The sequence below is a fragment of the Stenotrophomonas sp. PFBMAA-4 genome (genome assembly GCF_030053215.1).
Lineage (GTDB): Bacteria > Pseudomonadota > Gammaproteobacteria > Xanthomonadales > Xanthomonadaceae > Stenotrophomonas.
On the sequence record NZ_JASGBW010000003.1, the window covers coordinates 204,342 to 217,534 of the forward strand.

14 protein-coding genes are annotated in these 13,193 nt (G+C 65.7%); 6 read left to right on the top strand and 8 right to left on the bottom strand.

Annotation, left to right across the window (positions count from 1 at the left end; translation table 11 throughout):
- Positions 1–91: 91 nt before the first annotated feature.
- The 8 genes from galU to cmk all read right to left on the bottom strand — a co-directional run bounded on the left by galU (position 92) and on the right by cmk (position 8,399).
- Positions 92–973 (bottom strand): UTP--glucose-1-phosphate uridylyltransferase GalU, encoded by an 882-nt coding sequence (gene galU, locus QMZ26_RS03480; protein ID WP_079221617.1) that lies wholly within the window; start codon positions 971–973, stop codon positions 92–94.
- Positions 974–2,884: a nucleoside-diphosphate sugar epimerase/dehydratase gene (locus tag QMZ26_RS03485; protein WP_079221616.1), complete on the bottom strand. Its 1,911-nt coding sequence runs from the start codon at positions 2,882–2,884 to the stop codon at positions 974–976.
- Positions 2,885–2,899: 15 nt separating this feature from the next.
- Positions 2,900–3,877, bottom strand: coding sequence for a glycosyltransferase family 4 protein (locus QMZ26_RS03490; protein ID WP_283220593.1), 978 nt, complete (start codon positions 3,875–3,877; stop codon positions 2,900–2,902).
- Between the two features lie 3 nt (positions 3,878–3,880).
- The gene (lapB, locus tag QMZ26_RS03495; RefSeq protein WP_108746518.1) at positions 3,881–5,059 is read right to left on the bottom strand and encodes a lipopolysaccharide assembly protein LapB; all 1,179 of its coding nucleotides are present in this window, start codon (positions 5,057–5,059) and stop codon (positions 3,881–3,883) included.
- Between the two features lie 6 nt (positions 5,060–5,065).
- A complete protein-coding gene (locus tag QMZ26_RS03500) occupies positions 5,066–5,350 on the bottom strand; it encodes a LapA family protein (protein WP_053511270.1) in 285 nt (94 codons plus the stop codon).
- Between the two features lie 77 nt (positions 5,351–5,427).
- Positions 5,428–5,733, bottom strand: a complete 306-nt coding sequence (locus QMZ26_RS03505; protein WP_005409286.1) for an integration host factor subunit beta — start codon at positions 5,731–5,733, stop codon at positions 5,428–5,430.
- Positions 5,734–5,823: 90 nt separating this feature from the next.
- Positions 5,824–7,509, bottom strand: coding sequence for a 30S ribosomal protein S1 (gene rpsA, locus QMZ26_RS03510; RefSeq protein ID WP_012510790.1), 1,686 nt, complete (start codon positions 7,507–7,509; stop codon positions 5,824–5,826).
- Between the two features lie 212 nt (positions 7,510–7,721).
- Positions 7,722–8,399 (bottom strand): (d)CMP kinase, encoded by a 678-nt coding sequence (gene cmk, locus QMZ26_RS03515; protein ID WP_079221613.1) that lies wholly within the window; start codon positions 8,397–8,399, stop codon positions 7,722–7,724.
- Positions 8,400–8,596: 197 nt separating this feature from the next.
- On the opposite strand from cmk, the gene ykgO reads away from it, so the two are divergent.
- The 6 genes from ykgO (at position 8,597) to QMZ26_RS03545 (ending at position 13,170) form a co-directional block, all read left to right on the top strand.
- The gene (ykgO, locus tag QMZ26_RS03520) at positions 8,597–8,722 is read left to right on the top strand and encodes a type B 50S ribosomal protein L36 (protein WP_054656844.1); all 126 of its coding nucleotides are present in this window, start codon (positions 8,597–8,599) and stop codon (positions 8,720–8,722) included.
- 149 nt (positions 8,723–8,871) lie between these two features.
- Positions 8,872–9,210 (top strand): hypothetical protein, encoded by a 339-nt coding sequence (locus QMZ26_RS03525; RefSeq protein ID WP_283220594.1) that lies wholly within the window; start codon positions 8,872–8,874, stop codon positions 9,208–9,210.
- A gap of 39 nt (positions 9,211–9,249) precedes the next feature.
- Positions 9,250–10,287 carry an agmatine deiminase family protein gene (locus QMZ26_RS03530; RefSeq protein WP_283220595.1) on the top strand — a complete coding sequence of 346 codons (1,038 nt, stop codon included), beginning with the start codon at positions 9,250–9,252 and terminating at the stop codon, positions 10,285–10,287.
- A 225-nt stretch (positions 10,288–10,512) separates the two neighbouring features.
- On the top strand, positions 10,513–11,400 hold the full coding sequence (locus tag QMZ26_RS03535; RefSeq protein WP_283220596.1) for a carbon-nitrogen hydrolase: 888 nt from the start codon (positions 10,513–10,515) through the stop codon (positions 11,398–11,400).
- Positions 11,401–11,414: 14 nt separating this feature from the next.
- Positions 11,415–11,945 carry a GNAT family N-acetyltransferase gene (locus QMZ26_RS03540; RefSeq protein ID WP_079221609.1) on the top strand — a complete coding sequence of 177 codons (531 nt, stop codon included), beginning with the start codon at positions 11,415–11,417 and terminating at the stop codon, positions 11,943–11,945.
- Positions 11,938–13,170, top strand: coding sequence for a TraB/GumN family protein (locus tag QMZ26_RS03545; RefSeq protein WP_079221608.1), 1,233 nt, complete (start codon positions 11,938–11,940; stop codon positions 13,168–13,170). Before QMZ26_RS03540 ends, QMZ26_RS03545 begins: the two co-directional genes overlap by 8 nt.
- Positions 13,171–13,193 lie beyond the last annotated feature (23 nt).

Consider the following 13,193-nt stretch of genomic DNA (forward strand, 5'->3'; position numbering starts at 1 on the left):
CCATGGAGGGGCTTTGGCGTGTCTTGGAGAGGGCCATCCGCCCCCTCCCCCACATATCAAACAAGGCGCAAAACGGAGCGCTCCAACACCCTCACTCTTCCGCCAGCATCTCCGTCAGCTTCGCGCGCGCCGGCTTCGCCAGCTTCTTGTTCTCCAGCGCGAAACGGATCGTCGCTTCGACCAGGCCCAGGTGGGTACCGCAGTCAAAACGGGTGCCTTCGAAGCGGTATGCATCCACTTCGTCGGTCGCCAGCAGCGAAGCGATCGCATCGGTCAGCTGGATCTCGCCGCCGGCACCGGTGCCGGTGGATTCCAGCAGCTCGAAGATCTTCGGGCTCAGCACGTAACGGCCGACCACCGCAAGATCGCTCGGCGCGTCCTCGGGCTTCGGCTTCTCCACGATCTGCGAAATACGGCCCTTGCGGCCATCGAACGCTTCGGTCGCCACGATGCCGTAGCTGGCGGTGTTCTCGTGTGGCACGTCTTCCACTGCGATCACGCTCGCACCGCTGGCCTCGTTGAGGTCAGCCATCTGCTTCAGCGCGCCGTCGCCACGGTTCCAGATCAGATCGTCGGGCAGCAGCACCGCAAACGGTTCGTCACCGATCACCGACTTCGCACACAGCACGGCATGGCCCAGGCCCAGCGCCTCGGCCTGGGTGACGAAGATCGCACGCACACCCTCAGGCAGCACGTGGCGGATCATCTCCAGCTGCTCGTGCTTGCCCGCACGCTCCAGCTTCTGCTCCAGCTCGTAGGCCTTGTCGAAATAATCGGCAACGGCGTGCTTGTAGCGGTTGGTGATGAAGATCAGGGTGTCGCAACCGGCCTCGATGGCCTCGTCAACAGCGTATTGGATAAGCGGACGATCGATGATCGGCAGCATCTCCTTCGGAACCGTCTTGGTTGCCGGCAAAAAGCGCGTCCCGAGCCCTGCCACTGGAAAAACCGCCTTACGAATTCGCTTGCTCATTTAGTACCTGTTGGCCTCGCGTGCCGGAAAGGGAACAACTTTAGCGGAGGAGATGTAAGCGTCCTGTTCAATCGGAGAGAACTCCGGCATCGTCGCGAACAGCACTTCCCGGATCGTATCAGTGTCGTACTCGGCGATAGCGTCACGCAGTCTCGGCACGTTGCCCAGCACGATGTCGCGCGAGAACGTGCGCACGCCGGCTTCCAGCACCTTGGGGTGCGAGGTCGGCCGGTAATCCTCGTCCGAATAGAACAGGGTCTCGTGCAGCTTCTCGCCCGGGCGCAGGCCGGTGTAGATGATCGGAATGTCCTTGTACGGCTGCTTGCCGGCCAGGCGGATCATCTGTTCGGCCAGCACGCGGATCGGTACCGGCTCGCCCATGTCCAGGGTGTAGATGGCACCGTGCGACGCCGAGGCCGCTGCCTGCAGGATCAGCTGGCAGGCTTCGGGGATCGTCATGAAGTAGCGGGTCACTTCCGGATCGGTCACCGTGATCGGGCCGCCGCGCAGGATCTGTTCGCGGAACAGCGGCACCACGCTGCCGGCCGAATCGAGCACGTTGCCGAAGCGCACGGTGACGAAACGGGTATGCGTGGACTTCTGGTCCAGGCTCTGGCAGATCATCTCGGCGTAGCGCTTGCTGGCGCCCAGTGCATTGACCGGGTCGACGGCCTTGTCGGTGGAGATGAAAACGAAATGCTCGACGCGGGCTTCCATGCACGCACGCGCGACGTTTTCGGTAGCCAGGATGTTGTTGCGCACCGCTTCGCGCAGCTGGCGCTCGAGCACCGGCACATGCTTGTAGGCGGCTGCATGGAAGGCGGTATCGACCGGGTGCAGCGACAGCGCGTGGCGCATCACCGCCGGGTCACCGCAGTCGCCCAGTACAGCTTCGATCTGCACGTCAGGGAAGCTGCGGCGCAGTTCGGCCTCGATGGTCAGCAGCAGCAGCTCGCTCATTTCCAGCAGCACGATGCGGCCGGCGCCGTGGCGCGCGCACTGGCGGCACAGTTCCGAACCGATCGAGCCGCCGGCACCGGTGACCATCACCGTGCGCCCGCCCAGCCAGCCGCGGATCAGGTTCCAGTCCGGCATGATCGGCTTGCGGCCGAGCAGGTCCTCGATGGCCACTTCCTTCAGCTGGCCCGGCAGCGACTGGCCCTGCAGGATGTCGCTGAGCTTGGGCACGGTGCGGAACGGAATGCCGGTGCTTTCGCAGATGGCAACCACGCGCTGCATGCCCACCGCGTCCAGCGAGGGAATGGCGATGACCAGCAGCTTGGCCGCAGTTTCGCGGGCCACGGCCGGGGCGTCATCGAGGGTGCCCAGGATCGGCAGGCTCTGCAGCTTGGCGCCGCGCAGGTGCGGGGCGTCGTCCAGCAGGCCGACCGGCTCGAAGTTGCCGGAGCGGCGCAGGTCGCGCACCAGGGTCTCGGCCGCCTGTCCGGCGCCCAGGATGAGCACGCGCCGCGCGGTCGAATCGGACTGCAGCGCCTGGTAGTCCTTCCACGCCCGGTACAGCAGGCGCGGCGCGCCCAGCAGCGCCGACAGCGCGAAGGGATAGATCACCAGCACCGACAGCGGAACGCCGTTGAAGCGCTTCCAGGCCAGCACCAGGACGATGGCGACCAGGCCGATGAAGCTGGCCTTGAAGATGTTCAGCAGGTCGCTGACGCTGGCGAACCGCCACAGGCCACGGTACAGGCCGACCCGCCAGAACACGATGCCCTGCAGCGCCAGCACCAGCGTCGTATCGACGTTCCACAGGGGCAGCGACGGGGCGTCAGGCAGGATGGAGTAACGGCCGGCATGCAGCAGCTGCCAACAGGCCCAGACCATGAACAGGTCATGGCAGACGATGGCCGTGCGAGGCAACAGGCCAAGGATTCTGTCCCGCCAGGGTGAAGACATATTTCGAGTAATTCCTTATCGGTGGCGCAATCCATTGCGCAGGAGGAGCCAAAGCAGGGCCAGCGCGGAAATCCACGCGACCGCTACGACAGCCTCCCACCTCGGCTGCAATCTGGTGCAAACATTGAACACTGTAATACTGAACAGGCCTACAACAAAGTACATCCCTGTCACCTGGGCGTGGCTGGCTCCTGCCTGCACCGCGCGCTGGTAGACATGCTGGGTGTGGGGTTCCATCCAGCGCTGTCCTGAAAGGATGCGCGCCAACAGCGTGAAGCCCGCGTCCACGAGGAACGGGGAAATGGGCACCAGCAGCAGCAACCAGTTGATTTCCGTACGCAGCGCGGCCACCGCCAGCACGACGGAAACGGCATAGCCAAGCGCGCCACTTCCGACATCGCCCATGAAAATGCGCGCCTTCGGGAAATTGAACGGCAGGAAACCAAGGCAGGCCAGGCCCAGGGCGATGGCAACCAGCGACCAGGGCCAGGGCAGCACGGCGGCGAAGCCCAGCGCGGCCAGTACCGCCTGGCTGCTGGCGATGCCGTTGATCCCATCCATGAAGTTCCAGATATTGATCAGCGAGGCGGTGAAGACCAGCACCAGCAGGGCCAGCAGCCAGCTGCCACCATGCACCTTGACCAGCGCGGCCAGCAGGCCGGCGGCGATGAAGTGCACCAGCAGGCGGCGCAGGGCCGGCAGCGGACGATGGTCATCCCACCAGCCGATGCCCGCCACCAGCAGCAGGCCGAGGCTGGCCACGCCAAGGCTGGCAGCGGCGGCCGGCCACGCCCACATGGCCGCCACGGCGGCCACCAGCAGGCTGATGACGATGGCGATGCCACCGCCGCGCGGGGTCGCCACGCTGTGGCTGCGGCGTTCGCCGGGCTGATCCAGCAACTGCTGGCGCAGCGCGTAGCCGCGTGCCGCCCAGGTCAGCGCGGCGCTGAGCAGGGCCAGCCCCAGCAGCGCGGCCATCACCTGCCAGACCATGACTCAGAGCACCGCGTAGTTCAGCAGCGGCTTGACCGTGCCCCACTCCTTGCAGCTCGGGCACTGCCAGTGGTGGGTACGCGCGCCGAAACCGCAGCGGGTGCAGCGGTAGGCGGGGTTGCGCACCAGCAACTGGTCGGTGATGTGCTTGAGGTCGTGCAGGGTGGCGGTGGAATCGGCACCTTCAGCCAGGGTCAGGTCGATCAGCGCCGATTCGCCGCGCACCGACGGGCGATCCTTCAACTGGCGGCCGAGGTAGGCACGGGCGGGTGCCACGCCCTCCTGCTCTTCCATCAGGCGGGTCAGCGCCAGCACCGGGGCGATGCCGCGGTAGTGCTCGGTCATTTCCGACAGGAAGGCACGCGCGCCGCCAAGGTCACCCACCTTGCGGTAGTTCTCCATCAGCGCCGGCAGCAGCTCGGGCAGGTACTCGGGATCATTGCGCGCGGCGCGCTCGAAGGCGCGCACGGCGGCCTCGGCGTTGCCGGCATCGGTTTCCAGGCGGCCTTCGATGATGCCGGCGCGCACCGACATGGCATCGGCCTGGTAGGCCCGGGCAATGGCCGCCCTCGCCTCTTCCAGCTTGCCGGCGCCACGGAAGCGCTCGGCCAGCTCGCACTCGAACTGCCCGATCAGCTTGCCCATCGGCTCGCCGGTGACATCCTCGAAGCGGGTGGCGTTGTCGATGGCCTTTTCCCAGTCGCGCTCGGCCTGGTAGATGCCGATCAGGTGCTTGAGCGCCTGCGGTGCGCGCTGGTCCAGCTGGGCCAGTTCGGTGAACACGGTTTCGGCACGGTCCAGCAGGCCGGACTTCATGTAGTCCTCGCCCAGCGCCAGCAGCGCCTGCACGCGCTGGGCGTCGCTCAGGTCGTTGCGGTTGACCAGGCCCTGGTGCAGGCGGATCGCGCGATCCACTTCGCCACGGCGGCGGAACAGGTGGCCCAGCGCGACCTGGGTCTCGAAGGTTTCCTTGTCCAGCTCGGCGATGTGCAGGAACAGTTCGATGGCCTTGTCCGGCTGCTCGTTGAGCAGGTAGTTCAGGCCACGGAAATAGGTGCTGGACAGGTGGCTGACCTGGTTGTCGCCATGGCGTTGCCCGCCGCGCCGCCCGATGACCCAGCCGGCCAGCGCCGCCAGGGGAACGAACAGGAAGAACCAGAACCACTCGGTGACGAAATCCATCTTCGATCAGCGTCCATCAAAAGATTGGGAGGGGGAAACCGGGGCCACGGGGGTGGCGACCGACTTGTTGGCACGGCGCAGCTGGGCGTAGAGCGGAATGACCACGCTCACCAGCACCAGGCCAGCACCGACGATGACGCCGATCAGCAGCGAAGCGATGATCGCCACGCCGATCGAGGTCTTGAGCTGGGTGAACACCAGGTTGATGGTCATCTCGTCCATGTTCATGGCACCGATGATCAACCCGAGAAGCAGCACCGCCAGCAGGACCAGCAGACGAAAAACCTTCATGCGACAGCTCCAGTGGCAGGAGGTCGTAGCTTATCCGACTCGCCGCGGTATTCGCACGCGGTGACGCGACGGGACACTCAGGCCGGATCGGCGTCCAGCGGCAGCACGCTGCTGACCCGCTCACGCAGTTCCTTGCCTGGCTTGAAATGGGGAACGTGCTTGCCCGGCAGGGCCACCGATTCGCCGGTCTTGGGGTTGCGGCCCAGGCGCGGCGGACGGTAGTGCAGCGAGAAGCTGCCAAAGCCACGGATTTCGATGCGATCCCCGGCAGAGAGGGAACCGCCCATCATTTCCAGCAACGACTTCACCGCCAGATCGACATCATCGGCCTTCAGGTGCGCCTGGCGGCGCGCGAGGATTTCGATCAGTTCGGATTTGGTCATTGCCGGCTCACATCAAGGGTCACTCACCCTGAAACGGCCCGGGCAACAATGCCCGGGCCGTCCAGGAAACAACGTACAGCGTAAGGCCGATTACTCGGACTTGTTGCCGCTCAGCTGTGCACGCAGCAGCGCGCCCAGCTGGGTGGTGCCGCTGGCAGCCGAAGAGGACTGGTATTCCTCCAGCACTTCGCGCATTTCAGCGTCGTCCTTGGCCTTGATCGACAGCTGCAGGGTACGGCCCTTGCGGTCCATGCCCACGAACTTGGCTTCGACCTTGTCGCCGACCTTCAGGTGCTGGGTGGCGTCGTCAACGCGCTCGTTGGCGATGTCGCGTGCCGAGACGTAACCTTCGATGCCGTCAGCCAGCTCGATGATCGCGCCCTTGGCGTCGACTTCCTTCACCACGCCTTCGACCTTGGAGCCCTTCGGATTGGCAGCCATGTACTGGCCGAACGGATCCTGCTCCAGCTGCTTCACGCCCAGGGAGATGCGCTCGCGCTCCGGATCGACAGCCAGGACGACGGCGTCCAGGGTATCGCCCTTCTTGAAGTTGCGAACGATGTCTTCGCCAGTGGTCGCCCAGCTGATGTCGGACAGGTGAACCAGGCCGTCGATGCCGCCGTCCAGGCCGATGAAGATGCCGAAGTCGGTGATCGACTTGATCTGGCCCGACACCTTGTCACCCTTCTTGTGGGTGGCAGCGAAGGTTTCCCACGGATTGGCGGCAACCTGCTTCATGCCCAGCGAGATGCGGCGACGCTCTTCGTCGACGTCCAGCACCATCACTTCGACTTCGTCACCAACCTGCACAACCTTGGACGGGTTGACGTTCTTGTTGGTCCAATCCATCTCGGAGACGTGCACCAGGCCTTCGACGCCCGGCTCGATCTCGACGAACGCGCCGTAATCGGTGACGTTGGAGACCTTGCCGAAGACGCGGCTGTTGGCCGGGTAACGACGGGCGATGTTATCCCACGGATCTTCGCCCAGCTGCTTCAGGCCCAGCGAAACGCGGTTGCGCTCGCGGTCGAACTTCAGCACGCGCACGTCCAGCTCGTCGCCGACGTTCACGACTTCGGACGGATGGCGCACGCGCTTCCATGCCATGTCGGTGATGTGCAGCAGGCCGTCGATGCCGCCCAGGTCCACGAATGCGCCGTAGTCGGTCAGGTTCTTGACGACACCCTTCAGGATCGCGCCTTCCTGCAGCTTGTCCATCAGCTGCTCGCGCTCTTCCGAGTGCTCGCTTTCGACGACAGCGCGGCGCGAAACCACGACGTTGTTACGCTTGCGGTCCAGCTTGATGAGCTTGAACTCGAGTTCCTTGCCTTCCAGGTAGGCCGGATCGCGCACCGGGCGCACATCGACCAGGGAACCCGGCAGGAAGGCGCGGACATCCTTGATGTCCACGGTGAAACCACCCTTGACCTTGCCGCTGATGCGGCCGGTGATGGTTTCGTTCTTTTCCAACGCTTCTTCCAGCTCGTCCCACACCATCGCGCGCTTGGCCTTCTCGCGCGACAGGACGGTTTCGCCGAAGCCGTTCTCGATGGAGTCGAGGGCGACCTTGACGATGTCGCCTTCGGCGACGTCGATTTCGCCAGCGTCGTTACGGAACTGTTCGATCGGCACGATGCCTTCGGACTTCAGGCCAGCGTTGATCACCACGACGTCGCCGCGGACTTCAACAACGGTACCGCTGACGATGGCGCCCGGCTTCAGCTTGGCCAGGTTGGCCTGGCTGGCTTCAAACAGTTCGGCAAATGATTCGGTCATTAGATTTACTCTGTTGGACACATGGGCCGGTTGGCTTCCTTTCGGGGACATGCCCCACTGAAGACCGTTACCGCCCGCCTGTTGGTCGACCCCGGAAAAGCAGGTCGTGTGTAGTAGGAAAACCGCCACGCATCATTGCGCGACGGAGCTGGTACAGCACTGCTATGCGCGACCACCGCCGATGTTGCTGGCAGTGCTCCCGCGCGAACGGATCAGGCAGCCGGAACCGGAAGCAGATCCATCACTCGGGCAACGACATCATCGATGCCGATGCCTGTGGTGTCGATGAGGACAGCATCGTCTGCCGGCTTCAGGGGCGCCACGGTACGCTGAGCATCACGGGCGTCGCGGGCCATGATCTCGCGCAGGAGGTCATCAAAGTTAACAGAAACCCCCTTGTCTTTCAACTGCTTATGCCGGCGCTCGGCGCGCTCCTCGGCACTGGCGGTCAGGAAGACCTTGTAGGGGGCGTCCTTGAAGATCACCGTGCCCATGTCGCGGCCGTCGGCGACCAGGCCCGGCAGCTCCCTGAATGCGCGCTGGCGCTCCTTCAGTGCGGCACGGACCTCGGGAATGGCGGCAATGGCCGAGGCCAGCGCACCGGTGGTCTCCAGGCGCAGCTCGTCGGTGGCATCGGTGCCGTTGACCATGACCCGCATCGACTCACCCTGTTCAACAAACTGAACGTGGGTGTCGAAGGTGCAGCGCACCAGGGCCGAGGCATCGGAGGTATCGATATCGGCCCAGCTCGCAGCCACCCCCACCGCCCGGTACAACGCGCCCGAATCCAGGTAGTGCCAGCCCAGGCGGCGCGCCACGATGCGGCTGATGGTACCCTTGCCGGCCCCCGAAGGGCCGTCGATGGTCAGGACGGGAGCGAGTGGATTCATGGGGGTCCTAGCGCGTGTGAAGGGGCCATTCTAGCCCCTGCCCAAGCCCCCGCGCAGGAACTTTCGCGCAACCACTTGAAACGACGACAAAAAGCCCGGTAGAATGGCGGGCTTGAACGAGCGCCAACTGCCGATTGTCTTGCGCATATCGCGGCCACGCTCCACCCGAACAACTACTGTTTACGCCGAGGTATGCCATGAAAATCCTGTCCTCCCTGAAGTCGGCGAAGGCCCGTCACCGCGACTGCAAGGTCGTCCGTCGTCGTGGCAAGATCTTCGTCATCTGCAAGTCGAACCCGCGTTTCAAGGCGCGTCAGCGCTGAGCCTCACGGCCTTCGGGCCGCGGCTGGTCCCACGCGGGACCGACCCGATGCAAAGAACCGCCTTCGGGCGGTTTTTTGTTGCATGCAGCTTTTTTTCCCGCCGTTTTTTGCTGTAATCGCCTTTCTTGACCACTGGGGAGTAGATCGAGATGAAGCGTTACCTGAGCACACTGGCCGTCCTGGCCGTCCTGGCCACCCTGGCCGCCGCCACGCCGGCGCTGGCCGATACCCTGCTGGTCGACCGCGCCAATGAAAAACCGGCCGGTGCCCTGCCCGTCCGCGGCCAGAGCATGCAGCAGGTGCAGTCGCAGTTCGGTGCGCCGAGCGAGCAGCTGCAGCCGCGCGGCGGGCAGAAGCGCCAGTGGCCGACCATCAACCGCTGGGTCTACCCGCAGTTCACCGTCTACTTCGAGAAGCAGAAGGTGATCGACGTGGTGGCCAACAAGGCGGATCCGAACGAGATCGGCCCGAAGCCGCCGATCCGCTGAACCCCCTACCCGCCGCTGGCGGGCCTGTGTAGCGAGACCATGAACCAGACCCTTCGTTTTCCTGCCGAATGGGAAGCCCAGAGCGGCGTCCTGATTGCCTGGCCCACCGCCGACACCGACTGGGCCGATCGCCTGGGCCAGGTGGAGGAAACCTACATCGCGCTGGTCGCGGCCATCACCCGCTTCCAGCCGGTGCTGATCTGCGTGGCCGACGACGATGTGGAGACCTATGCCGAAATGCGACTGCGCTCCAACCGCATCGACATGGACCGGGTCCGCTTCACGACGGCGGCCTATGACGATACCTGGCTGCGCGACTCCGGCCCGATCACCCTGCGCCGCGCCGACGGCAGCTTCCAGCTGCTGGACTTCCGCTTCACCGGCTGGGGCGGCAAGTTCGACGCCACCCTGGACGACCAGCTGGTAGGCGCGCTCGACCAGGCCGGCGTGTTCAACAACGCACCGGTGCGCAGCATCCCGTTCGCGCTGGAAGGCGGCGGTATCGAGACCGACGGTGAAGGTACCCTGCTGACTACCTGGAAGTGCCTGCACGAGCGCCACCCGGACCGCGACCGCGCCAGCCTGAGCGCCGACCTGGCCGATTGGCTGCAGCAGGACCGCGTGCTGTGGCTGGACCATGGTTACCTGGAGGGCGACGACACCGACGCCCACATCGATACCCTCGCCCGTTTCGCTTCGCCAGACAGCATCGTCTACCAGGCCTGCGACGACGAGAGCGACTCGCACTACGCCGAACTGCAGGCGATGGGCAACGAGCTGGCCGCGCTGCGCACCAGGGATGGGCAGCCGTACCGCCTGTTCCCGCTGCCGTGGGCACAGCCGGTGATCGACGAAGGCCGCCGCCTGGCCGCGTCGTACGCCAACTACCTGATCGTCAATGGCGCGGTGCTGATGCCCGCCTATGGCGACCCGGCCGACGACCTGGCCCGCGACGTGCTGGCCCAGGCCCACCCGGGCCGCGAGATCGTGCAGGTGCCGTGCCGCTCGCTGATCTGGCAGAACGGCAGCCTGCACTGCATCACCATGCAGCTGCCGGCAGGGCTGTTGAAGGCGTAACGGATGCCGCCGGGCCCCGCCCGGCGCTCTCCTTGTAGAGTCGAGCCATGCTCGACTGGCTTTTTGTAGAGCCGAGCCCACGCTCGGCTGGCGCGCTCGCGCAATCGAAGCAGACCACAGCCGAGCATGGGCTCGGCTCTACAACACCGGCCATTCAGCGGCCGACACGCCGCGGCATGCCATCCGCGCTAACATGCAGGTTTTCCCCCGCAGGAACGCCCCCGCATGAACTCGCGCAGCCCCCTTACCGTCGCCCTGATCCAGGAGCGCAACCACGGTGATGCCGCCGCCAACCTGGCGGTGATCGAAGCACGCGTGGCCGAGGCGGCTGCGCGGGGCGCGAAACTGGTGCTGCTGCAGGAACTGCACAACGGCCCGTACTTCTGCCAGCACGAGTCGGTCGATGAATTCGACCTGGCCGAGCCGATTCCCGGCCCGAGCACCGAGCGCCTGGGCGCACTGGCGAAGAAGCATGGCGTGGTGCTGGTCGGTTCGCTGTTCGAACGCCGCGCCGCTGGCCTGTACCACAACACCGCCGTGGTCTTCGAGAAGGACGGCACCCTGCTGGGCAAGTACCGCAAGATGCACATCCCGGACGATCCGGGCTTCTACGAGAAGTTCTACTTCACCCCGGGCGACATCGGTTTCACCCCGATCGATACCTCGGTCGGCCGCCTTGGCGTGCTGGTGTGCTGGGACCAGTGGTACCCGGAAGCGGCGCGCCTGATGGCGCTGGCCGGCGCCGAACTGCTGCTCTACCCCACCGCCATCGGCTGGGACCCGGACGACGTGCAGGACGAGAAGACCCGCCAGCGCGACGCGTGGGTGCTGAGCCACCGCGGCCATGCCGTGGCCAACGGCCTGCCGGTGCTGAGCTGCAACCGCGTCGGCCATGAAGCATCGCCGCTGGGCGCGTCGGGCATCCAGTTCTGGGGCAACAGCCACGTGCTGGGCCCGCAGGGCGAGTTCCTGGCCGAGGCCGGCACCGACGCCACCGTACTGGTGTGCGACGTGGACCTGCAGCGCAGCGAACACGTGCGCCGCATCTGGCCGTTCCTGCGCGACCGTCGCATCGATGCGTACGGTGACCTGCTCAAGCGCTACATCGACTGAGCCGGAGCACTGCCATGGCCGTCCTCATCCGTGATGCCGGCCCGGCCGACATCGCCGCGATCACCGCGATCTACGCGGTGGAAGTGACCGACTTCGTCAACACCTACGAGTACGACATCCCCGACCAGGATGAGATGCTGCGCCGCATGCGCGACATCATCGACCGTGGCTTCCCCTACCTGGTCGCCGAGATCGACGGCCAGGTGGCGGGGTATGCCTACGCCAACACCTACCGCACCCGCGTGGCCTACCAGTGGACCGTGGAGAACTCGGTCTACGTCGACGCCGCCTACCAGGGCAAGGGCGTGGGCACCGGCCTGCTGCAGGCGCTGATCGATGCCTGCGTGGCGCGCGGCTACCGGCAGATGGTGGCGGTGATCGGCGAACCGACCAATACCGCTTCGATCAAGCTGCACGAACGCTTCGGCTTCCACCTGGTGGGCGTGTTCAAGGGCCTGGGCCGCAAGCACGGCCGCTGGCTGGACACCGTGCAGATGCAGCGCGCGCTCGGCGATGGCGCCGACACCGCACCTTCCAATGAATGAATCCATGACTGAAACCCTTCCCGAAACCGGCGACGATCTGTTCGCCGGCCAGCCGGTGCGCGTCGTTGAACGCGACGGCGTGCGTTACACCCTGCTGGGCACCGCCCACGTTTCCCACGCCAGCGTCGAGGCGGTGGAAAAGGCCATCGACAGCGGCCGCTTCGATGCGGTGGCCGTCGAGCTGGACCCGCAGCGCCTGCAGGCGCTGAGCGACCCGGACACGCTGGCCAAGCTGGACCTGGTGGAAGTGATCCGCAAGGGCCGCGTGGCGCTGTTCGCCGCCAACCTGGCCCTGTCGGCCTACCAGCGCCGCCTGGCCGAACAGCTGGGCATCGAGCCGGGTGCCGAGCTGAAGCGCGCGGTGGACCTTGCGCGTGAGCGCGGCCTGCCGGTGCACCTGATCGACCGCGAAGTCGGCCTGACCTTCCGCCGCGCCTCGCAGCGCCTGGGCTTCTTCGGCAAGCTGAAGCTGGTGGCCGGCCTCGGCGCGGGCCTGTTCTCCTCGGAAGAAGTGGGCGAGAACGAGATCGAGAAGCTCAAGCAGGGCGACATGCTGGAATCGAGCTTCGGTGAATTCGCCACCGAAAGCCCGGCGCTGTACGAGACCATCATCGGCGAGCGCGATCGCTACATGGCCACGCGCCTGCGCGAGGAACACAACCCGCAGCTGCGCGAGGTGCTGGCGGTGGTCGGCGCCGGCCACCTGGCCGGGCTGGCGCGCTACCTGGAAACCGACACCGCCGAACCGGCACCGCTGCGCGCGGAACTGGAAGCCGTGCCGAAGAAGCGCAACATCCCGTGGTTGACCCTGATCATCCTGGCCATCGTGATCACCGGCGTTGCCGTGGGCTTCTACCGTGGCGGCCTGGGCGTGGGCACCGAACTGCTGGCGACGTGGGCGATGTACACCGGCGGCCTGGCCGGCATCGGCTGCCTGCTGGCCGGCAGCCACCCGCTGAGCATCCTGACCGCGATCGCGGTGGCGCCGTTCAAGCCGTTCCGCCTGAGCATTCCCACCGGTGCGTTCTCGGCGCTGGTGGAAGCGCGCCTGCGCAAGCCGGCCTACGAGGACTTCCTCAAGCTGCGCGACGATGCGCAGAGCCTGAAGGGCTGGTACCGCAACCGCGTCACGCGGGTGGTGCTGACCTTCATGCTGACCAACCTGGGCAGCATGCTGGGCCTGTGGCTGACCGCCGGCAAGGTTTGGGGCAAGGTCGCGGGTTGATTGCAGCACCCCGCCGGGCGTGG